This window comes from Salinicola sp. MIT1003, assembly GCF_001858555.1.
Lineage (GTDB): Bacteria > Pseudomonadota > Gammaproteobacteria > Pseudomonadales > Halomonadaceae > Salinicola > Salinicola salarius.
In genome coordinates this window covers 153,348-173,353 of the sequence record NZ_MCAP01000058.1, presented here as the reverse complement: position 1 = coordinate 173,353, position 20,006 = coordinate 153,348, and the positions used below count along the sequence as shown (strand labels likewise).

Sequence of the window (20,006 nt, the reverse complement as noted above, 5' to 3'; positions counted from 1 at the left end):
CTGGCGCCGAGGAACGTCGCCCACACCATCAACAGCTGCAGGATCTCCTCGCTCCAGGCCAGCGGCGACGAGAACAGATAACGCATGAAGACGTTGGCGATGGCGACCACGAAAAGCCCGAACAGCGCCAGGCTGGCGATCACCTCATCGAGCCGCATCAGACGGTCGAGCGCCTTGAAGAACGTTTGCATGGATATTCAACTCCTAGAGCGTGAGCGACGGCCCAAGTCGCGGCATTGAGCAGCGGTATATCGATAGCCCCGCGCAACGCCGCGATTCGTTGGGGACGCCGAGTCCGCGCAGGCATCGAGATTGCGACCGCCATCCCTGGCGGTCGCCCTTCGGGCCGTCGCTATGCGACGTCCAAAATCGCTCCCGGCGATTTTGTCAGCCGTTGATGATGTCGCTGACCTGCTGGTACAGCCCCTCGCTCCACTGCGGGAACGCCGCCGGGACTTCCTGCTGGGCACGCTCGCGGAACGGGGCGGTATCCACCTCGTGCACCTGGACGCCGGCATCCTTCAACTGCTGGAGCGATTTTTCGGTCTCCTTCTCGACCAGGCTGCGCAGGTTCTTGGCCATCTCCTGGCCGGTCTCGGTGAGGATCTTCTGATCTTCCGGGCTCAACTGTTGCCAGAACGCTTCACCGGTGACGAACGGCGCGACCGTATGCATGTGGGCGGTGAGGTTGAGGTTCTTCACTACCTCGTAGAACTTGCCGCCATACAGCACTGGCAGCGGGTTCTCGACACCGTCGACCAAACCCTGGGCCAGCGCCGGATAGACATCGCCCAGCGACATCGGCGTCGGCACCGCGCCCATTGCTTCGATCGCGGCGACGTACATCGGCGAGTTCTGTACCCGCACCTTGACCCCGGCCAGATCTTCCGGCGTCGCGATCGCTTCCCGGGAGAGCAAATGACGCACCCCGTAGACGCTGTTGGGAATCACGATGTGATAGCCGGATTCCTCGACCTTCTGCTCCTGTTCGGCGAACCATTCGGAGTCGAAGACCTTGAGCTTGCTGTCGAAATCGTCGGCCAGGTAGGGCGCGTCGAGGACGGCGAGGTCCGGTACCGAGCTCATGAAGTTCGAGTAGGCGGTGATGGTGATCAGCGGCGAGCCGAAGCGCGCCTGTTCCATCACCTCGGTCTCGCCGCCGAGCTGGCTGGCGGGGAACGCCTTCAGCGTCAGTTCGCCGTCGCTGGCTTTCTCGACGCTTTTCGCCCATTCCTTGACCGCGACATCGACCGGCTCGCCGGGCTGATTGCCGTAGGCGACGCGGATTTCGGTCGCGGCCTGGGCCATGCCCGTGAGCGCGAGCGTGCTCAGGCCGGCCAGGGTGAGTGAAGCGGTGAAGCGGAAGAATCGATGAGTCATCATGGGCGTACTCCAGTGTTGTCGTGTTGTGGACTTCTTGTTGGGATCATCGGCTCAACGCTTCGTCGAGCCTGGGGGTGGCACGCCCTTGATGGCGTGCTTTGTCCACCACCGGCTGCAGGCGTCGCTGCAGTTTGGCGGCGTGATGCTGGGCGATATCGTCGAGGCGATGATCGAGGAAGGGGTTGGCGAACCGCTCCATCGTCACCGCCAGATACGGCTCCAGCTGGTTCATGGGCAGTTCGGCGGCGAGCGTCGGCAAGACCTCCTCTTCAAGGGTGGCGCGCAGCGGATCGACCAGCGCGGCGCACTCCATCGCCTCGCGCACGAACTCGACCGGGCGACCGGCTTGCTGCCATCGGTCGACCAGATAGGTATGGGCCAGGTTGAGAATGTGCAGCTTGCATATCGCCTGCGGGGTCAGATCGTCGACGATCTCGACATCCGGATGCACGCAGGGGATCGCCATGCCCGGCTGGCGGACAATGGCCCAGAGCGCGTAGGGTTCGGCGATGGCACCGAGCGGTTCGAGCGGCGCCGAGACGATGCGGTCGACCAGCGTGTCGGCCCATACGCAGCGGTTGTCCAGCCAGTCGAGAAACGCCGCGTTATCGGCCGTCGCCCCGCCGTCGCGGCGGGCCATTGCCCTCACCAGCGACTTCAACTGCCGGGCGTTCTGCTCGATCAGCTCGCAGGGCAGGATCGTCAGGCCATCGTTACCGGCTTCGAAGCGGGCCCGCAACAGGTGGGTCAGCTTGCCGGGAAAGCTCGTCGGCACTGTCGCGAGACTCGAGTCGTCTCCAATGTCGTAGCCGTTGTCGGCGGTGTTGGAGACGATGATGCGGGCGTGCTCGACCACGTGTCGCTTGAGCGCTTCCCACTGTTCGGCGGCGATCAGGCAGCCGGCGATGCTGTCGACGGTCTGCTTGCGATCGATCGTTTCGCCGTCGCGCCGACCGCGAATCCGCACGGGATAGCGGCGCTGCTCGGTGAGCAAGCGCGCCTTGCGCTTGCCTTCCTCGCGGGTCGAACTCTGCACCACCAGAATGCGCTCATCGCTGTTTCCCTTCTCCAGCGATTCGGACACAAGTGCGTCGACATGGGCGAGCAGGAAGCGTCCGGTGCCGAACTGGACGATACCGGCGTCGCGGTAGTCGTTGATGTGCCTGGAGAGCGTCATAGCGATACCCCGCGCTTCCAGGGAATGAAGTCGTGCTGGGAGAGACGCTGGGCATGCGAGCGATGGCGTCCCGACGCGACCTCGATGCACAGCGCCAGCAGCTCCTCGGCCAGCTCGTCGATGCCGCGTTCGCCGCGCACGATGGGGCCGGCGTCGAAATCGATGATGTCGCGCATGCGGGTCGCCAGTTCGCTGTTGCTGGCGATCTTGAGCACTGGCGTCACCGGGTTGCCGGTGGGTGTGCCGAGACCGGTGGTGAACACGATCAGATTGGCGCCGGAGCCGGCCAGCGCGGTGGTCGATTCGACGTCGTTGCCCGGCGAGCAGAGCAGGCTGAGGCCGGGGCGACGGTGCGGCTCGGTGTAATCGAGCACGTCGACTACCGGCCCGTCGCCGCCTTTCTTGGCCGCACCGGCGGATTTCATCGCATCGGTGATCAAACCGTCGCGAATGTTGCCCGGAGACGGATTCATGGCGAAATCGGCCCCCACCGCGGCGGCATGGCGCTGGTAGGCCTGCATCAGATCGCGGAAACGTTCGGCGACCGCGGCGTCGGTACAGCGGGCGACCAGTTCGTGCTCGACCCCGCACAGCTCCGGGAACTCGCTGAGGATGCCGCTGCCGCCGAGGGCGACCAATCTGTCGACCACGGCGCCGACCAGCGGGTTGGCGGAAATGCCGGAAAAGCCGTCGGAGCCGCCACACTCGACGCCGAGCGTGAGCTTGGCCAGTGGCGCCGGTTGGCGCGGAATACGATCGGCGGCCGCCAGACCGTCGAAGATCGACTGCAGGGCGTTGCGAATCAGCGCTTCTTCGCTGGGGGAAGACTGCTGGTCGAAATAGTCCACCGTGCGCAACCGTTGCGGATCGCGTTTGGCCACCGCCGCCTTGAGCATCTGAATCTGCGCCTTCTGGCAGCCGAGACTCAGTACCGTCGCGCCGGCCACGTTGGGATGGCAGATATAGCCGGCCAGCAACTGGCACAGCGCTTCGGCATCGTCGTCGGTACCGCCGCAGCCCAAGGTATGGGTCAGAAAGCGCACGCCGTCGACGTTGGGGAAACGTCTGGGCGCGGTGGCGTCGAACGAATCGGCGCTCTCCGGCGTGTCGCTCTGGCCGCTCAGCATTTGGCGCGCCATGCGCTTGTAGTCGCGATAGGGATCGTCCCCCAGCGCATCGGCGACACACTGGCGCAGCACCTCGATGTTGCGGTTCTCGCAGAACACCAGCGGGATGACCAGCCACACGTTGGCCGTGCCGACGCCACCATCCGGGCGATGGAAACCGTCGAAGGTCGTGCCCTGGAAGCGCGTCACGTCCGGCGGCGTCCACGACTTGCTGCCGGGGCGGACCTCGTCGCTTTCCGTGGCATGGGCGACGTTGTCCACAGTGATCACGCCGCCCTCGGGAATGTCGCGCGTTGCCTTGCCCACGGTCACGCCGTACATGGTGACGATATCGCCCGGCGACAGCGCCGCGAGCGTGAACTTGTGCTTGTGGCGGATGTTGTCGGCGAGCGTGACGGCGTGGTCGTCGATGACGACCTGACGACCGGCGGGCAGGTCGGTCAGCGCCACCGCCACGTTGTCGTGTGGATGAATGCGCAGGGTGATACGAGCCGGGCTGTCGGTGCCGATGGTGTCATTCATGCTTGATGCTCCGCTGTGCTGTCGTGGCCCGCGCTTTCGAGCGTCACCATTGCCTTGATCACGCCACTGCCGGGCGCGCACCACTGGGGCATCAGGGTCGGCAGCTCCTCGAGTCGCCCCCGGTGGGTGATCAGCGGCTCGGTGAGAATATCGCCGCTGGCCATCAGGCGAGTGACGGTTTCAAAGTCTTCCCGTGTGGCATTGCGGCTGCCCAGCAGCGTCAGCTCCTTCTTGTGGAAGTCCGGGTCGTTGAAGGTGATGTCGGCCTTGACCACGCTGACCAGCACGTAGCGCCCGCCGTGCCCGGCGAAATCGAAGCCGCGATTCATCGCCTTCGGGTTGCCGGTGGCATCGAACACAACATCGGCCAGGGCGCCGTCGTTCATCGCTTCGATCTCCGCGATCACGTCGTCTTCGACGGCATGCCAGACGGCGTCCGCGCCGAGTTCATCACGGCACAGGGCCAGGCGGTCGCGATTGGTATCGATCATGGCCACCCGCGCGCCGCGACTCCTGGCGACCTGCAGCACGCCGATGCCGATCGGCCCGGCTCCTACCACCACGACCAGTTCGTCTTGCTCGACCTGGCCACGCCGGACGGCATGAGCGCCGATCGCCTGACACTCGACCAGGGCCAGCTGTTCCGGCGACAGCGACGGCACCGGGATCAAGTGCGAGGCGGGCACGTTCAGGTACTCCGCCATGCCGCCATCGCGGTGCACGCCGACGACTTCAAGATGCTGACAGCAGTTGGTGCGCCCCTGGCGGCAGGCCCGGCATTCGCCGCAGTGCAGATAGGGAATGACGTAGACCGCCTGGCCGACGAGGCCGGAATCGACACCGTCAGCAGCGGAAACAACCTCGCCACTGAGCTCGTGGCCCAGCACGCGGGGGTAGACGAAATAGGGCTGGTTGCCGCCGAAGGCGTGGATGTCGGTACCGCAGATGCCGACACGGCGGATCGCTACCAAGGCCTCGCCAGGCGCACAATCGGGCACCGGCCGGTCGATGAGGGTCATCTCGTTCGGCTTCGAGCAGACGACGACTTGCATGTATGCGCTCCAGAAAATGGCGATCTCAAGGTTGATCTATAGGCCCAATGGTCAGGCCAATGTTGGCCCACCGCCTCCTCCGGCATAGCCGGCGGAGGGGCGTCCAGTCCTAGTCCATCAGCTCTCGACGCAGCGCTGCTGCTGCTCGCCGAGCCCTTCGATCCCCAGACGCATGGTCTGGCCCGGCTTGAGGAAGACTTTCGGGTTCTGACCCATGCCAACGCCCGGCGGGGTGCCGGTGGAGATCACGTCGCCCGGCTGCAGGCTCATGAACCGGCTGAGGTAGGCGATCAGGTGCGGCACCTGGAACACCATGGTCTGGGTCGAGCCATCCTGGTAGCGCTTGCCGTCGACCTCGAGCCACATGGCGAGATCATGCGGATCGGCGATTTCGTCGCGGGTGACGAGCCACGGGCCGAGCGGGCCGAAGGTGTCGCAGCCCTTGCCCTTGTCCCAGGTGCCGCAGCGTTCGAGCTGGTATTCACGCTCGGAGACATCGTTGACCACGCAGAAGCCGGCGACATGGTCCATGGCGTCGGCTTCGTCGATATAGCGCCCGCCCTTGCCGATGATGACGCCGAGCTCGACTTCCCAGTCGGTCTTCTCCGAGCCGCGGGGGATCTCCACGTTGTCGTTGGGGCCGCAAATGGCGCTGGTCCACTTGTTGAAGATCACCGGTTCGGCGGGCACTTCGGCACCGGTTTCCGCGGCGTGATCGGAGTAGTTGAGCCCGATGCAGATGAACTTGCCGACCCGGCCGACGCAGGGGCCGAGACGCGTACCCGCGGCGACTTCCGGCAGGCTGGCGAGATCGATTTGCGCCAGTTGCGCTAGACCCGCATCGGCGAGTACGTCGCCGGCGATGTCATCGATCTTCCCGGACAGGTCGCGAACGGTGCCGTTGGCATCGACGATACCGGGCTTTTCCTGACCCTTCGGGCCGTGGCGTAGCAGTTTCATGCGGTTTCCTTTTCTGTGTCCGTTAGCGAAGGGAGTCTAATGTCGAGCTACGAGCTACGAGCTACGAGCTACGAGCTACGAGCTACGAGCTACGAGCTACGAGCTACGAGCTACGAGCTACGAGCTACGAGCTACGAGCTACGAGAACTCGTGATGGCGATCAATTCGACCAGCCGCCGTCAATCATCTGCACCGTACCGGTGATGAACGAGGATTCGTCGCTGGCCAGATGCGTCGCCAGTGCCGCGATTTCCTCCACCTTGCCCAGCCGCCCCATGGGCTGACGGGCGATGAATTCGGCGAAGACGTCGTCGGTGGTGCGGCCCTGCTGGCGCGCCTGCTCGGCGACCCGCTCGCGCAGGGAAGGGGAGTCGACCGTGCCCGGGCAGATCGCGTTGCAGCGGATGCCGCGGGTCATGTAGTCGGCGGCGACGGATTTGGTCAGCCCGACCACGGCAGCCTTGGTGGTGCCATAGGCGAAGCGGTTGACCACGCCTTTCACGCTGGAGGCCAGCGACGACATGTTGATGATGCTGCCGCCGCCATTGTCGAGCATCGCCGGCAGCGCGGCACGAATGGTGTAGAACATCGAGTCGACGTTGAGTCGCTGGGCGAAGGCCCACTGGGCATCTTCGCATTCGAGGATCGAGCCGCTCGGCACCGTGCCGGCGCAGTTGAACAGCACGTCCAGCGGTGGCAGCGACTCGATCAGGCTCCGCACGGCTTCCGCGTCGGTGACGTCGAGCACATGGCACTGAGCCCCTGCCAGCCCCTCCAGCTTGGCCGCATCGATGTCGGTGGCGATGACCTGGGCACCTTCGGCCAGGAACCGCTCGACGGTGGCTCGGCCGATACCCTGGCCGGCGGCGGTAATCAACGCGGTCTTGTTGGCGAGTCGCATGGCCGATGGCTCCTGAAGGCGGTTTTGATTCCGAGTTTTTTGCTTCCCAGGGCAGGGTTGGTTCTAATGTCTAAAGGCCTGACCTTTGGTCCGAGTATTATCCTTTGTGGAAACGGCCCGCAAATCGCCAAACGTCTAATAGCCTCGGCCAAGCCGGTAAAAGCGTTGGAAATTGCGACCAATGTCTAATTCGTCTTGCTCATGAAACCGGGAGATCGATAGATGCCGATCCAGACCATTCGTGCACAGCGGCTCTATCGCCAGATTGCCGACCAGTTGCTGGTGTTGATCCGCCAGGGGGAATTTCCCCCCGGTACGCTGTTACCGCCGGAGCGGGATCTGGCGCAGCAGCTGGGGGTCAGCCGGGCGTCGGTGCGCGAAGCGCTGATCGCGCTGGAGGTGGTGGGCCAGGTCGAGGTTCGTGTCGGCCATGGCGTACTGGTGCTTGAACGCGACGAGGAGGTGGGCAGCTCGGTGATGAGCGCGGCCCGGCGCCAGGAAGAGTGGGGGCTCGACCCGGAGTTCGCCAGCGAGATCGAGCTCGATCTGGATCAGGAAATCCCGCCGTTTTCGTTGCTGCAGGCACGCCGTTACCTGGAACCGGAAACGGCGGCGCTGGCGGCGATCAACGCCAGCGACGACGATCTCGCCGCGATGCGTGAGGCCTACGCGCGTAACGTCGAGGACAATCGCCACGGCGGGAGAAACCAGGCCGGCGACCGGCTTTTGCACATTCGTATTGCCGAGGCCTCGGGCAACGCCGCCTATGCCATGACCATCAAGCACCTGCTCGGCCACCAGTACGGCAAGATGTTCCGACGTCTTCAGGAGCTGTTCATGGAAACCGACATGCCGCGCCAGTCCCAGGACGATCACGAGCGCATCCTGACGGCGATCGAAAGCCATGATCCCGATGCGGCCCGGAGAGCGATGGAAGTGCACATGGATCACGTGCTGCGGGTGTTCTTCGACGCCTGAGCAAGCGTGGCCTCACGCCACGGCCGGCCAGCCTCCCTGGCGAATCACCGGGCAGCCGGTCACGTCCCGGTTGTAGAGATAGAGCCAGGCGGGGCCGAAGGCGGTGTGATGCACGGCGCGATCGTAGTCGCCGGACTTCGGCTGTCTTACCCGGTAATCCTCCAGGCGATCCAGCCTTTTCAGGCCAGCCGCATCGACGCGGAAGACTTCGACCTCCACGCCTCGCGAGGGCTCTGCCCTGGCGCCCGGATAGGGGCCGATGTCGTAGAGCGTGACGCTGGTGAGGATATCGGTGCCGACGAACTCGGCGCCGTCGAGCCAGTGATGGTTGCGCAATCCGCGCTTCAAGGTGCCGTAGACCGCGACCAGGGCAGTGCGGCGAACGGCGAGAACAGGGGTATGCATGATTCGTCCCGGTAGCAGAAGGAATGGGGCAGCGACGGTGCTCAACACGCCATTCGCTCGCCCAGTCGTTGCATGAAGCGGTCGCCGGCTTCGAGCTGGCTGATCTCGATGTACTCGTCCGGCTGATGAGCCTGCGCGATGCTGCCCGGGCCGCAGACGATGGTCGGCAGGCCGGCACGCTGGAACTGGCCGCCTTCGGTGGCGTAGGCGACGCCGCCGGTATCGACGCTGGGGTCGTCGAGCAGCTCGCGACAGAGCGCGATGGCGGGGGCGTTGTCGCGATCGGCCAGCGCCGGCACGGTATCGACCAGTTGCTCGGTGACGATGCGGATCTCCGGTGCGCGCTTTTGCAACTCGGCTTCCAGTGTCTTGGCGTAGCGGTCGAAGCGGGCGAAGACCGCCTCGAAGCCGTCGCTGGGCAGGTGACGAATCTCCCAGTCGAACTGGCAGTGGCGGGCCATGATATTGATCGCGGTGCCGCCCTCGATCAGGCCCACGTGCAGGCTCGAGTGCTGCACGTTGAAGACCTTTTCCAGCGCACCCTCGTCGACCAGCTCCTGCATGATCCCCTCGATCCGCGTCACCAGTTTGGCCGCGACGTGGATCGCCGATACGCCCTGGTTGATCTGGCTCGAGTGCGACTCCCGGCCAGTCACCGTGGTGCGCATCGTGGTGATCCCTTTCTGCGCGACCACCGGCTGCATCGAGGTGGGCTCGCCGATGATGACCGCGCCGGGCAGTGGCTCGTCCGCCATCAGGCGTTCGATCATCGCCGGCGCGCCGAGACAGCCGATCTCCTCATCATAGGAGAAAGCCAGATAGATCGGTCGCTTCAGGTCCAGCGCCTGCCACTCGGGCACCCGGGCCAGGGCGCAGGCGAGGAAGCCTTTCATGTCGCAGCTCCCGCGGCCGTAGAGTCGGCCATCCTGCCTGTCGGTCAGCGTGAACGGATCGCTGCGCCACGGCTGGCCGTCGACCGGCACTACGTCGGTATGACCGGAGAGCACCACGCCGCCTTCGACCGCGGGGCCAACGCGGGCGAGCAGGTTGGCCTTGCTGCCATCGGCGTTGGTGATGCGCTGGGCCGGCACCCGATGAGAGGCGAGATAGTGCTCGACGAAATCGATCAGCGCGAGATTCGAATGGCGGGAGACGGTATCGAAGCCGACCAGGTTGGCCAGGAGATCGCGGGAAGTCGTCATGGCTTGCTCCGATCCACCAGCGTGGACCACGGTTGGGTGAGTGAGCGCACAGAATAGCGGCTAGCCCGCTACCGCAACAAATGCCGGCCCGGGGTAGACCGGATGGCACGGCGATTGCGCATTCGCAAAGCGTTCGATCTTTTCGGCCTTTCGGCATCAAAAAACGCAGCGTCGCTCCGATGGCGTTGGCTGGTCGCCCGGGCTACGCTCTGTCTAAAAATGCCTGCGCTCACCCATACGGCGTTAAAAATCGACTCAAAATGCTCATTTACCCCCGTGTAAACTCCGCTTTTTCGCCGATTTTCGCCTTGTCTGGCCATCGCTCGCCGATTTTTCAGACAGAGGCTTAGCCTGGAGAGCGTTTCGTCGCGAAACCTCTGTTCCTCAAGGAGTGTTCCCATGAGCAAAGTGCTGGTGTTGTATTACTCGAGCTACGGCCACATCGAGACCATGGCCAAGGCGGTGGCGGAAGGCGCCCGGGGCGTCGACGGTACCCAGGTCGATCTTCGCCGAGTGCCCGAACTGGTGCCGGAGGAGGTGGCGATCAAGTCCGGCTACAAGACCGATCAGGAAGCGCCGCTGATCGAGGGTCCCGAGGTGCTGGCCGACTACGATGCGATCATCGTCGGCACGCCGACCCGTTTCGGCAACATGGCTTCCCAGATGCGCAACTTCTGGGACATGACCGGTGGCCCGTGGGCGCAGGGCAAGCTGATCGGCAAGATCGGCAGCGCGTTTGCCTCCACCGCGACACAGCACGGCGGCCAGGAAACCACGCTGACCTCGATCCACACCACGCTGCTTCACCACGGCATGGTCATCGTGGGCGTGCCCTACAGCTGCCCCGAGCTCTCCAACATGAACGAGATTACCGGTGGCACGCCCTACGGCGCGACGACGCTGGCCAACGCCGATGGCAGCCGTACCCCGAGCGAGAACGAACTGGCGATCGCCCGCTTCCAGGGCAAGCATGTGGCCGAGCTGGCGGCCAAGCTGACTGGCTGATCTTCTCGAACGGAGGTGCCCAATGCCTCGTTGGTCAAGTTCGATGAGGCAACGAACAAGGCCCGCGCCATCTGACGCGGGCCTTGTTCGTTGCGTACCACGTTATTGTGGCGTTCAGTTCCCCATTTGGCGAACGCTTACTCGTAAACCATCTCCTCGAGTTCCTGACCGTTGGTTTCTCGTACGAAGCGGGCAACGAAGATGACCGACAGCAGGGCGCAGATCGCGTAGAAACCGTAAGCCCCGGTAAGGCCGATCGATGCCAGCATGATCGGGAAGGTCATGGTGATGGCAAAGTTGGCGACCCACTGGAACAAGCCGGCGACGGCCAGGCCCGAGCCGCGTACCTGGTTGGGGAACATCTCGCCTAGCATGACCCACATCACCGGCCCCCAGGACACGTTGAAGCAGAAGACGTAGACGTTGGCCGCGAGCAGGGCGAGAACGCCGTTACCGGAGGAGAGCGCCAGGCTGCCATTGACGATGTCGGCGGTGGAGAACGCGTAGACCAGGATCGCCAGGGTGATCGTCATCCCGACGGAACCGGCCCACAGCAGCGGTTTGCGACCGATGCGGTCGATCAGGCCGATCGTGACCAGGCAGGCCGCGATGCTGACGGCACCGCTGATGACGTTGATCATCAACGCATCGCTTTCGGAGAAACCGACCGCCTGCCACAGCACGGCGCCGTAGTAGAACACCACGTTGATCCCGACCAACTGCTGGAACACGGCCAGGCCGATGCCGATCCAGACCAGTTTCAGCAACTTGCCGGTAGCGGGGTTGATCAGATCCGACAGACGCGGCTTGTGACGGTTGGACAGCGATGTGCGGATGTCTTCCAGGCGCTTGCGGGTGCCGGCTTCGTCGTAGACCAGGCGCAGAACCCGTTCCGCCTTGTCGTCATGACCGGCACTGACCAGGAAGCGCGGGCTTTCGGGGATGAACAGCAGCGCGATGAGGAATATCCCGGCGGGGATCAGCTCCATCCAGAACATGCAGCGCCAGGCTTCGAAGCCGAACCACAATGGCGCCGTGGAGCCACCCGCGACGTTGGCGAGGATGTAGTTGTTGAGAAACGAGAAGAACAGGCCGCCGATGATCGCCACCTGCTGAATCGTCGCCAGTCGGCCGCGCAGATGAGAAGGGGCAATCTCGCTGATATAGGCCGGTGACATGACACTGGCTGCACCCACCGCCAGGCCGCCCAGGATCCGATAGATCACGAATTCGAGCGATCCATCGGCAATGCCGGAGCCCCAGGCACTGACGATGAAGAAGACGGCGGCGACCAGCAGCAGTGTGCGGCGACCGAATTTGTCCGCCAGGCGCCCGGCGAAGAAGGCGCCGACGGCGCAGCCGAGCAACATCGAGGCGACGTTGAACCCGGTGCCGACGCTCTCCGACTGGAAAGCCTGCTGGAGGCCGTCGACGGTGCCGTTGATGACCCCGCTATCGAAGCCGAACAGAAAGCCGCCGATGGCGGCCACGCAGCAGATGAGCAGAACCACGATGGGGTGTTGTGAAGCACTTGATATTGGCATTGTTGAACTCCGGTGGCGTGTCGATGAAGGTCCTGGAGCGGCTCGCGATCAGAGCCAGCCGGCGTCGACCCAGTAGTTATGAGCGGTACAGGCTGCTGCCGCGTCCGAGGCGAGGAACAGCACCGTGGCAGCGACGTGGTGGGGGTGGATGCGTACCTTGAGCTTCTGCTCGGCGACGATCTGTGCCTCGTCTTCGGGGGTATACCAGCGCGATTGACGCGCGGTCTTGACGTTGCCGGGGATCACGCAGTTGACACGGATCCCGTCGCTGCCCAGTTCGCTGGCCAGCGCGCGCGTCAGGCCTTCGATGCCGGCCTTGGCGGTCTCGTAAAGCACCATGCCGGGTTGGCCGAGGTGCCAGCTGATCGAGCCGAGATTGACGATCACGCCCTGGCCACGACGGCGCATCGCCGGGGCGACTTCACGGGCGGCCAGCACCAGATGGCGCAAATTGACCGCCATGCGATTGTCCCAGTACTCGGGAGTGACGTCCTCGAGGCGGTGGCGATCGTCGTTGGCGGCATTGTTGACCAGTATGTCGACCTCGCCGATGGCGTTGAGCGTGCCGATCAGGGCCTCGGCGTCGGTAAGGTCGCAATGGTGGAAATGCACGTTGTCACCCAGCGCTTCGGCCAGGGCCTTGGCCTCTTCGAGAATGTCGAGGAAATGGACTTCGGCGCCCTGCTCGGCAAAGGCGCGTACCAGACCCTCTCCGATCCCGGAGCCGCCGCCGGTGATGACGACGCGCTTGGTCTCGAGACAGGGGTAGATGGCTGTTGGCATGATGGCTCCTGCTGATTAGTAAAAACTGTTAACTAAGTTGTGAAGGAGCATGCGCGTTTGCGAGAACGGCTGCCATTGACCATTAGTGTTAAGACTTAGGTCCCGCCATGGCAGACGCTTTTCGGCCGAACTCGTCGGGCTTTGGTATAGTCGTCTCAACCAGCCATTACTCGACGTTGCCGCCTCGCCCATGCCGAACTCCTTCACGCCGCAAGTCGCTGGCGATCTCAACTACCTGAAGAGTCTCAACCGCAGCACCATTCTCAGCACCGTGAGACGCAGTCCAGGGTTGTCGCGGGCGGATATCGCTCTCCAGACCGGTCTGACCAAGGCCACCGTCGGCAGCGTGGTACAGGCGTTGTCCGAAGGTGGCTGGCTGCGCGAGGGTGAGCTGCATGCGCGTGGTGGCGGGCGCCCGGGGCGAGCGCTCTATCTGGATGGTGATCGTCACTACATGCTGGGCGCCGAGGTCGGGGTCAAGGGCCTGCGGCTGGTTGCCTGCAATCTGGTGGGAGAGATCCTGGCGAGCCTTCACCAGGAAGTTTCTCCCACCACGCCCGAGGCCACGGCAACGCGCCTTGCACAGCTGCTGGTGCAGCTCCGTCAGAATCCCGCCCTGGCAGGGCGCTCCTGCCTCGGACTCGGGGTCTCCGTGCCCGGCCCCGTTTCTCCCAGCGCCCCCATTCTCAGGCTGGCGCCCAACCTGGGGTGGGAAGACGTCGATTTTCTGGCGTTACTGCGAGAACAGCCGGATCTGCCGGGTGGCGTATGGCTGCTGGACAACGAGGCCAATGCCGCTGCGTTCGGCGAGTTCTACTTCTTCGACGGTGTGCCGCCCGAGTCGATCGCCTACATCAGCGCCGACATCGGTATCGGCTGCGGCGTGGTCAGTGGTGAACATTTCCCCGTGGTGCCGAGGGGGTATCAAGGGTTGGTAGGCGAGATCGGACATACCGTGATCCAGCCTGGCGGCGCTTTTTGCCATTGCGGCAACCGCGGCTGTGCGGAAACGCTGGTAAGCGGGTGGGCGCTGCGCGAAGCGCTGAACGTCGAGCCGGAGGCCAGTCTCAGCGCGGCGGTACAGGCCCGGGCCGACGAGGAAGCCGTTCAAGCCCTGATCCAGCGTGCGGGAGAAGCGCTGGGGCTCTTGATGCTCAATCTGCACCATACGCTCAATCCCTCGATGCTGATTCTGGGGGGCTCTTTGATGCGGTTGGAAGCGCGTCTGATAGAGCCGGCCCTGGCCTACTTCCACGACCATCAGAACGATCTGCTCAGGAAGTCCCAATCGGTCCCGATCAAGATCATCGAAGACAGTACGTTCACTGCGGCCAGAGGCGCCGCCGCCCAGGTCATGGCCCGGGCGGCGATCGAGGTGTAGATACCGATGGTCCGGCAGGGCGGATTCCTCAGCGGTGCCGAATCGTCACTCGGCTGGCGCCGTTGCCGCTGGGTTCGACCCGTATCTGCAGCGGAATTCGCTCATGCATTTCCTGGACGTGAGAGATCACCCCGACCCGACGCCCTTGCGCCTGCAGGCCGTCGAGGGCATCCATTGCCAGCGCCAGCGACGCCGGATCGAGACTGCCGAAGCCTTCGTCGATGAACAGCGATTCGATCGCCAACTGGTGCGATGCCATCGAAGCCAGACCCAGGGCGAGGGCGAGAGAGACCAGGAACGTCTCGCCGCCGGAGAGCGAATGCACCGAGCGGCGTTCGTCGGCCATGTCGCCATCGATCACCAGAATGCCGAGCTCGCTGCCACCGCGCGTCAGCCGGTAGCGGGGCGTCAGCGCCCGCAAGTGCTGGTTGGCGTGGGTCAACAGGTGATCGAGATTGTAGGCCTGGGCGATGCGCCGGAACTGCTTGCCATCCGCGCTGCCGATCAGGTCGCCGATCAGCCGCCAGCGATTGAGCTCGTGCTGTGCCGCCTCGCGCGCCTGGGCGCCTTCGCGCTGGGCCTGGCGGCGGCGGTTGTCCTCGCGAAGCCGGTGCTGGGCCGCATCGCGACTCTCCTGACGCTCGTCGCGCTGTCGTTCCAGCGCCTGCAGCGTCTCGCGCTGGCGGGCCAATTGCCCCGCCAGCTCGCGGCTGTTGGCCTCGTCGAGCAGGTCCTTCTCGTCCGATGCCGGCAGTAACCGGCGACGCTGATCGTGCAGCGCCTGTCGGCGCTCCTCCTGCTTGACGGTCGCGGCGGCCAGGTCGCGCTCCAGTCTGGTCAGGGCCTCCCGCCGCCGGCGATGATCCGCTTCGCTGACGGCCAGCAGCGCCTCGACCGTCTCGTCGTCGAGGGCAGGGCGTTCGCGGCGCCAGGCCTGCCAGCCGCCGTCGAGTTCGTCGAACTCGGCCTGGGCGTCTTGCTGGCGCTGTTCGAGATCCACCAGCTTTTGGCTCAGCTGCGCGTGGGTCTGGGCCAGCGTCTGCCAGCGCGCCTGATGCTCCTCGAGGGTCGCTTCCGCCTGCCGGCACTGCCGTTCCAGCGCTGCCTGCCAGGCCGGAACGGATTCGTGACTGCCAAGCCGGGCCGCCAGCCGACTGCCAATATCTTCCACCTGCTGCTGACGTGAAGGTAACGACGCCTCGAGCGCCTGCAAGCGTTGGCGATTCAGGGTGCGGCGCTCTTCCAGCTTGCCCAGCTCGAGCGACAGCCGTTGCCAGTCGGCTTCCAGCGGCTGCAGCAGGCGCTCCGCGTCGTCGAGCGCGGCGAGACGGTCGCTGGCCTCCTGCCATTGCCGATTCAGCCGTTCCCGCCGGGTCTCGAACCAGCCGTCGGCCGACTCGCTCCGGCGAAGCGCCGGGGCGTCGTCGTGGGTATCGATCGCCGCGCGGGCCTGATCGAGCTGTCGGGACAGCGTCTCGAGCTGGCGCTCTCTTTCCTGCATGCCCTGGCGACAGGCACGATAGTCGGCGCTGTACTGATGGTAGGTTTGCTGGGCACGCTCGACCTGCTGGCGCTGGCCTTCGAGCCGTTGCCGCTCCTGGCGCTCGATCGCCTCGATCATGGCGACGCCGGGGTGCGCTGGCGGTGCGTGCCGGAAGGGATGATCCGTTCCGCCGCAGACCGGGCATGGCTCGTCTTCCCGCAGGTATTGGCGCAGCTGTTCGACGCTCTCGCTCCGGGCCGCTCTTGCCGCTTCGATCTGATCGCGTATCGTCGCGTCTTCGGACTCGGCGGCCTTGAGCCGCTCCGCGGCCTTTTTGCCTTCGGTTTCCAGCGTCTTCAGCCGGTGGCGTTCGGCATCGAACTGCTGGCGTGTCGCGGTCTGCTCGCGGTGCAGGCGTTCGCCCTCGCGCCAGTCATGCTGCAGGCTTTGCAGCGTTTGCAGCTCGCGTTGGGCCAGGTCGCGCTGATGATTCAGACTCGAGCGCAGCTCGTGGGCATTCCGGTCTGCGCTCCGGGCTGCGCCCGAGTGTTCGTCTGCGTGCTCGCCGCGCTCGTCGGTGGTTTCCAGCAAGCGCGCCAACACGGCCCGCTGTTCATCGAGACGCGCCTCGAGCGGCTGGCGTGCCTGCGTCAGATCTTCGTGGCGCTGGTCGTCGATCTGTGCGGTGTCGGCGAGCTGGCGGTGTTCCTGCTGCTGCTGGGTGAGCTGCTGTCGCTGGTATTCGAGATCGGCGGCCAGCCGGCGCGCCTCGTCCAGCAGCGGCTGGGCTTCCCTTTCGTCCTGCCGGGCCTGCTCGTGGGCCTGCCGCGCCGCGGCCAGCCGGGGCTCCAGGGCTTCGCGCTCGCGATCGCCATCCTCGGACAGGCGGCGCTGCTCCGCCAGGGTCTGGCGATTGGCGGTCAAGTTACGCTCTAGCGCCTGGCGTCGCCGGGCCCGTTCCCGCCACGGGGCCAGCTCGTCGAGCTGGGCGAGCTGGCGGCGCTCGGTCTGGTTCTGCTGCCACTCGTGTTCGGCCTGACGCCAGCCGGCTTCCGCCTGCTGCCACGCCTGAAGAAGTTGAGCATCGCGTTCGAGCTCGATGCCTTGGGCCTGATGGCGCGACAGCTCGGCCTGCAACTCGGCCAGCGCCTGCTCCTCGGCCTGGGCCTGCTGCTCGTAAGTGGTACGGGTGTCGGCGTCCACCGGCAGGGCATCGGCGAGCCGGGTTTCGATGGCCTCGAGGGTCGCTTTGGCCTCACGCACCCGTTGATAGGCGGCCTTCGAGATCTCGGAATAGTGCTGGGTATCGGTCAGGCGCTCGAGCAATTCGCTGCGTTCGTTGTCGTCGGCCTTGAGAAAGGCGGCGAATTCGCTCTGGGCCAGCAGCACGGCGCGGGTGAATTGATCGAACTTGAGCCCTAGCCGCTCGGGCAGCAGCTTTTCGAACTCCCGGGTCTGGGCGGTGAGCAACTGGTTGGCGTCCAGATCGGTGAGAGACTGCTCGGTCTTCTGCAGGCTGCCGTCGACCTTGTTGCGGGCACGGCGCGCCGACCAGCGCGCCCGGTAGCGACGGCCATCGCGGCCGACGAAGTCCACCTCGGCGAAGCCGCTGGCGCAGCCCCGCCGCAGCAGGGTGCGTGCATCGGCGGTGGTCAGCGTGTCGTCGTTGACATCGGCGATCTGGGAGTCCCGGCGGGGCGCCTGACGCAGGCGCGGCGTGCTGCCGTAGAGCGCCAGGCAGAGCGCGTCGAGCAGGGTGCTCTTGCCGGCGCCGGTGGGGCCGGTGATGGCGAACAAGCCCTGATCGGCCAGTGGCGAGGCGGTGAAATCGATCTCGTGGAGTCCGGCCAGCGAGGCGAGGTTTTCCAGGCGAATGGCGAGAATCTTCATGCCTTGTTTTCCACATCGTTCTCCTGTTGGCTTTCTGCGTCCTGAACCTGCTGCAGGAGGCTGGCAAAGTCCGTCATCACGTCTTCCGGCGGTGCATCGCCGTAGCGCGCCTGCCAGGTGCGGCCGAAGATCTCCTGTGGGGTCAGGCTGTCGAGATCGACGCTGGCGTCCGCATCATCCTGCGAGCTGGCATTGGGATAGCGGCTGTGAATGCGCAGCAGACGCAGCGGCTTGCCATCCAGGACGGCTTCGATTCGCGCACGCAGGTCGGGGCGGGGCGCGTCGAGATTGACCCGGATCTCCAGCCACGGCCAGCGTTCGCGGGGCATCGTGGCATCGGGGAACTCGGCGTTCGTCTCCAGCGCCTGTTCGATCTCCTCGAGACTGCCCGGCCCCACGCGTTGCAGCGCGACGTGTCGCGGGATCGGCAGCGTCTCGATCCCGCCCAGCGCTTCGCCGTCGAGACTGAACTCGATCACTTGATGCGGATAGTGACTCTCGCTGAAATCGAGCGGCAGGGGCGAGCCGCTGTAGCGGATGCGCGGTTCACCGACCTGCTGGGGGCGATGCAGGTGGCCCAGCGCGACGTAGGCGATCGATTCGGGGAACAGTGTCGCCGAAACCGACTCCTCGCCGCCGATGACGATGGGACGCTCGCTCGCCTCGGAGACGGCGGCGCCCTGAAGGTGGGCGTGGCTCATCGCCACCAGCGCCTGGCCCGGCTGGCGGCGTGCCTCGGCGGCCTCGATCAGTTCGCCATGCACCCGCGCGATGCCCTCGCGGTAATCGTCGATTTCGCCGCCGGTCACTTCCGCGGGGCGCAGAAAGGGCAGCGCCAGACACCACGCCTTGAGCGCGCCGCCGGCGTCGTGCAGCGGCACCAGCAGGTGGTCGCTATCGAGACGGCCGTCGTCGAGCCAGTGCACTCGCCCCAGGGCGTGCGTCCTGAGGCTCTTCATCAGCGGTGCGGGCAGCTCGATGCGCGAGCCGCTGTCGTGGTTGCCGGCGATCATCACGATCTCCAGCGCCGGCAGCGCAGCATGGGCGGCAACGACGAAGTCGTAGAGCAGTTCCTGGGCGCGTAGCGAGGGATTGACCACGTCGAAGATATCGCCGGCGATCAGCAGTGCGTCGGGCTGGCGCTCGACGAGTGTCCCCAGCAGCCAGTCGAGGAAGGCGCGATGTTCGACATGGCGTTCCTGGCCATGGAAGGACTGGCCCAGGTGCCAGTCGGCGGTGTGGAGTAGTTTCACGGCGCGGCGCCCTGTTGCGTCTGAGAGTGTGAAGCGGCAAAAGCGTCGCCAAGTGTAACGCGACGTCGCGTCCGTTGAAGGCCGAATCGGACTTGAAGGGCGAATCGGGATTGAAAGATGAATCTAGGTCGGAGAGCGGCGCGGCCGTGCATGAAACGGCAACAGGCCCTAGGCTGATGTCCTCAACCTGGATGGCGGGAGGCGCAGGATGGCGCTACATGAATGGAATCTCACGCCCGAGGCGGCGATCGCCTTGCAGAAGCAGCTGGCACCACGGATCGTCCGCGAGGAGGCGCTGGGAGAGGTCGGCCTGATCGCCGGCATGGATATCGGCTTCGAAGATGGCGGGGAGACCACACGGGCGGCGCTGGTGCTGCTCGAATGGCCGTCGCTCACCTTGATCGAGCAGGTAGTGCATCGCGAGCCGACGCGCATGCCCTACGTGCCGGGGCTGTTGTCGTTTCGCGAGATTCCGGCGGCGCTGGGGGCGTTCGAGCAGTTGTCGCAGCGCCCGGATCTGATCATGGTCGATGGCCAGGGCATCGCGCATCCGCGCCGTCTGGGCATCGCCTCGCATCTGGGGCTCTGGCTTGATCTGCCCACCATCGGCGTGGGCAAGAGCCGGCTATGCGGTCAGTTCGGCGACGTGCCCTTGGAGAAGGGCGCATGGACGCCGTTGACCGACCGTCGGCGCGAAGAGGACCCGAACGACGTTGCCCTCGACGAGCGTGGCCGCGTCACCATCGGCGCGGTGCTGCGTTCGCGGGAGGGGGTGAAACCGCTGTTCGTGTCGCCGGGGCATCGTATGTCCCTCGATGGCGCCGTCGACTGGGTGGTGCGCTGCCTGGGCAGGACCAAGCTGCCGGAGCCGACCCGGCTGGCGGATCGGCTGGCATCCCGGCGCGGTTCGGTAGCGACCACCGGCCAGTTGCCGCTGTAGGAAGCGGTGTAGCCATGGGA

The 20,006-nt window shown here is 65.2% G+C and carries 17 protein-coding genes; 4 read left to right on the top strand and 13 right to left on the bottom strand.

What is annotated here, in order from left to right:
• From BC443_RS16690 to BC443_RS16660, 7 genes are all read right to left on the bottom strand, one after another.
• A partial coding sequence (locus tag BC443_RS16690) for a TRAP transporter small permease subunit (protein ID WP_139284359.1) occupies positions 1–191 on the bottom strand: 191 nt, incomplete at its 3' end.
• Between the two features lie 196 nt (positions 192–387).
• Positions 388–1,383 (bottom strand): C4-dicarboxylate TRAP transporter substrate-binding protein, encoded by a 996-nt coding sequence (locus BC443_RS16685; protein WP_139284358.1) that lies wholly within the window; start codon positions 1,381–1,383, stop codon positions 388–390.
• A 43-nt stretch (positions 1,384–1,426) separates the two neighbouring features.
• The gene (locus BC443_RS16680; protein ID WP_071232956.1) at positions 1,427–2,560 is read right to left on the bottom strand and encodes a mannitol dehydrogenase; all 1,134 of its coding nucleotides are present in this window, start codon (positions 2,558–2,560) and stop codon (positions 1,427–1,429) included.
• Positions 2,557–4,209: an altronate dehydratase family protein gene (locus BC443_RS16675; RefSeq protein ID WP_071232955.1), complete on the bottom strand. Its 1,653-nt coding sequence runs from the start codon at positions 4,207–4,209 to the stop codon at positions 2,557–2,559. The genes BC443_RS16680 and BC443_RS16675 overlap by 4 nt, the downstream gene beginning before the upstream one ends.
• Positions 4,206–5,261: a zinc-binding alcohol dehydrogenase family protein gene (locus BC443_RS16670; RefSeq protein WP_071232954.1), complete on the bottom strand. Its 1,056-nt coding sequence runs from the start codon at positions 5,259–5,261 to the stop codon at positions 4,206–4,208. The genes BC443_RS16675 and BC443_RS16670 overlap by 4 nt, the downstream gene beginning before the upstream one ends.
• A gap of 117 nt (positions 5,262–5,378) precedes the next feature.
• Complete coding sequence (locus BC443_RS16665) at positions 5,379–6,221, bottom strand: fumarylacetoacetate hydrolase family protein (RefSeq protein WP_071232953.1); 843 nt, start codon at positions 6,219–6,221, stop codon at positions 5,379–5,381.
• 160 nt (positions 6,222–6,381) lie between these two features.
• Positions 6,382–7,122: an SDR family oxidoreductase gene (locus BC443_RS16660; RefSeq protein WP_071232952.1), complete on the bottom strand. Its 741-nt coding sequence runs from the start codon at positions 7,120–7,122 to the stop codon at positions 6,382–6,384.
• Positions 7,123–7,344: 222 nt separating this feature from the next.
• Here BC443_RS16660 and BC443_RS16655 point away from each other — a divergent pair, with 222 nt between their 5' ends.
• The gene (locus BC443_RS16655) at positions 7,345–8,100 is read left to right on the top strand and encodes a FadR/GntR family transcriptional regulator (protein ID WP_071232951.1); all 756 of its coding nucleotides are present in this window, start codon (positions 7,345–7,347) and stop codon (positions 8,098–8,100) included.
• Between the two features lie 12 nt (positions 8,101–8,112).
• Here the strand turns inward: BC443_RS16655 and BC443_RS16650 are convergent, their stop codons facing one another.
• Complete coding sequence (locus tag BC443_RS16650) at positions 8,113–8,505, bottom strand: gamma-glutamylcyclotransferase family protein (protein ID WP_071232950.1); 393 nt, start codon at positions 8,503–8,505, stop codon at positions 8,113–8,115.
• Positions 8,506–8,546: 41 nt separating this feature from the next.
• The gene (gene argE / locus BC443_RS16645) at positions 8,547–9,707 is read right to left on the bottom strand and encodes an acetylornithine deacetylase (RefSeq protein ID WP_071232949.1); all 1,161 of its coding nucleotides are present in this window, start codon (positions 9,705–9,707) and stop codon (positions 8,547–8,549) included.
• A gap of 399 nt (positions 9,708–10,106) precedes the next feature.
• Here argE and wrbA point away from each other — a divergent pair, with 399 nt between their 5' ends.
• On the top strand, positions 10,107–10,712 hold the full coding sequence (wrbA, locus tag BC443_RS16640) for an NAD(P)H:quinone oxidoreductase (RefSeq protein ID WP_071232948.1): 606 nt from the start codon (positions 10,107–10,109) through the stop codon (positions 10,710–10,712).
• A gap of 137 nt (positions 10,713–10,849) precedes the next feature.
• On the opposite strand, the gene BC443_RS16635 is transcribed toward wrbA, so the two are convergent.
• Both BC443_RS16635 and BC443_RS16630 read right to left on the bottom strand, forming a co-directional pair.
• Positions 10,850–12,256, bottom strand: a complete 1,407-nt coding sequence (locus BC443_RS16635; RefSeq protein WP_071232947.1) for a sugar porter family MFS transporter — start codon at positions 12,254–12,256, stop codon at positions 10,850–10,852.
• 48 nt (positions 12,257–12,304) lie between these two features.
• On the bottom strand, positions 12,305–13,039 hold the full coding sequence (locus BC443_RS16630; protein ID WP_071232946.1) for an SDR family oxidoreductase: 735 nt from the start codon (positions 13,037–13,039) through the stop codon (positions 12,305–12,307).
• Between the two features lie 190 nt (positions 13,040–13,229).
• On the opposite strand from BC443_RS16630, the gene BC443_RS16625 reads away from it, so the two are divergent.
• Positions 13,230–14,420: an ROK family transcriptional regulator gene (locus BC443_RS16625; RefSeq protein WP_071232945.1), complete on the top strand. Its 1,191-nt coding sequence runs from the start codon at positions 13,230–13,232 to the stop codon at positions 14,418–14,420.
• Between the two features lie 28 nt (positions 14,421–14,448).
• Here the strand turns inward: BC443_RS16625 and BC443_RS16620 are convergent, their stop codons facing one another.
• Both BC443_RS16620 and BC443_RS16615 read right to left on the bottom strand, forming a co-directional pair.
• On the bottom strand, positions 14,449–17,793 hold the full coding sequence (locus tag BC443_RS16620) for an AAA family ATPase (protein WP_071232944.1): 3,345 nt from the start codon (positions 17,791–17,793) through the stop codon (positions 14,449–14,451).
• Complete coding sequence (locus tag BC443_RS16615) at positions 17,790–19,046, bottom strand: exonuclease SbcCD subunit D C-terminal domain-containing protein (protein WP_071232943.1); 1,257 nt, start codon at positions 19,044–19,046, stop codon at positions 17,790–17,792. The genes BC443_RS16620 and BC443_RS16615 overlap by 4 nt, the downstream gene beginning before the upstream one ends.
• A 208-nt stretch (positions 19,047–19,254) precedes the next feature.
• Between BC443_RS16615 and nfi the strand changes: the two genes are divergently transcribed.
• On the top strand, positions 19,255–19,986 hold the full coding sequence (nfi, locus tag BC443_RS16610) for a deoxyribonuclease V (protein WP_071232942.1): 732 nt from the start codon (positions 19,255–19,257) through the stop codon (positions 19,984–19,986).
• Positions 19,987–20,006: the final 20 nt, after the last annotated feature.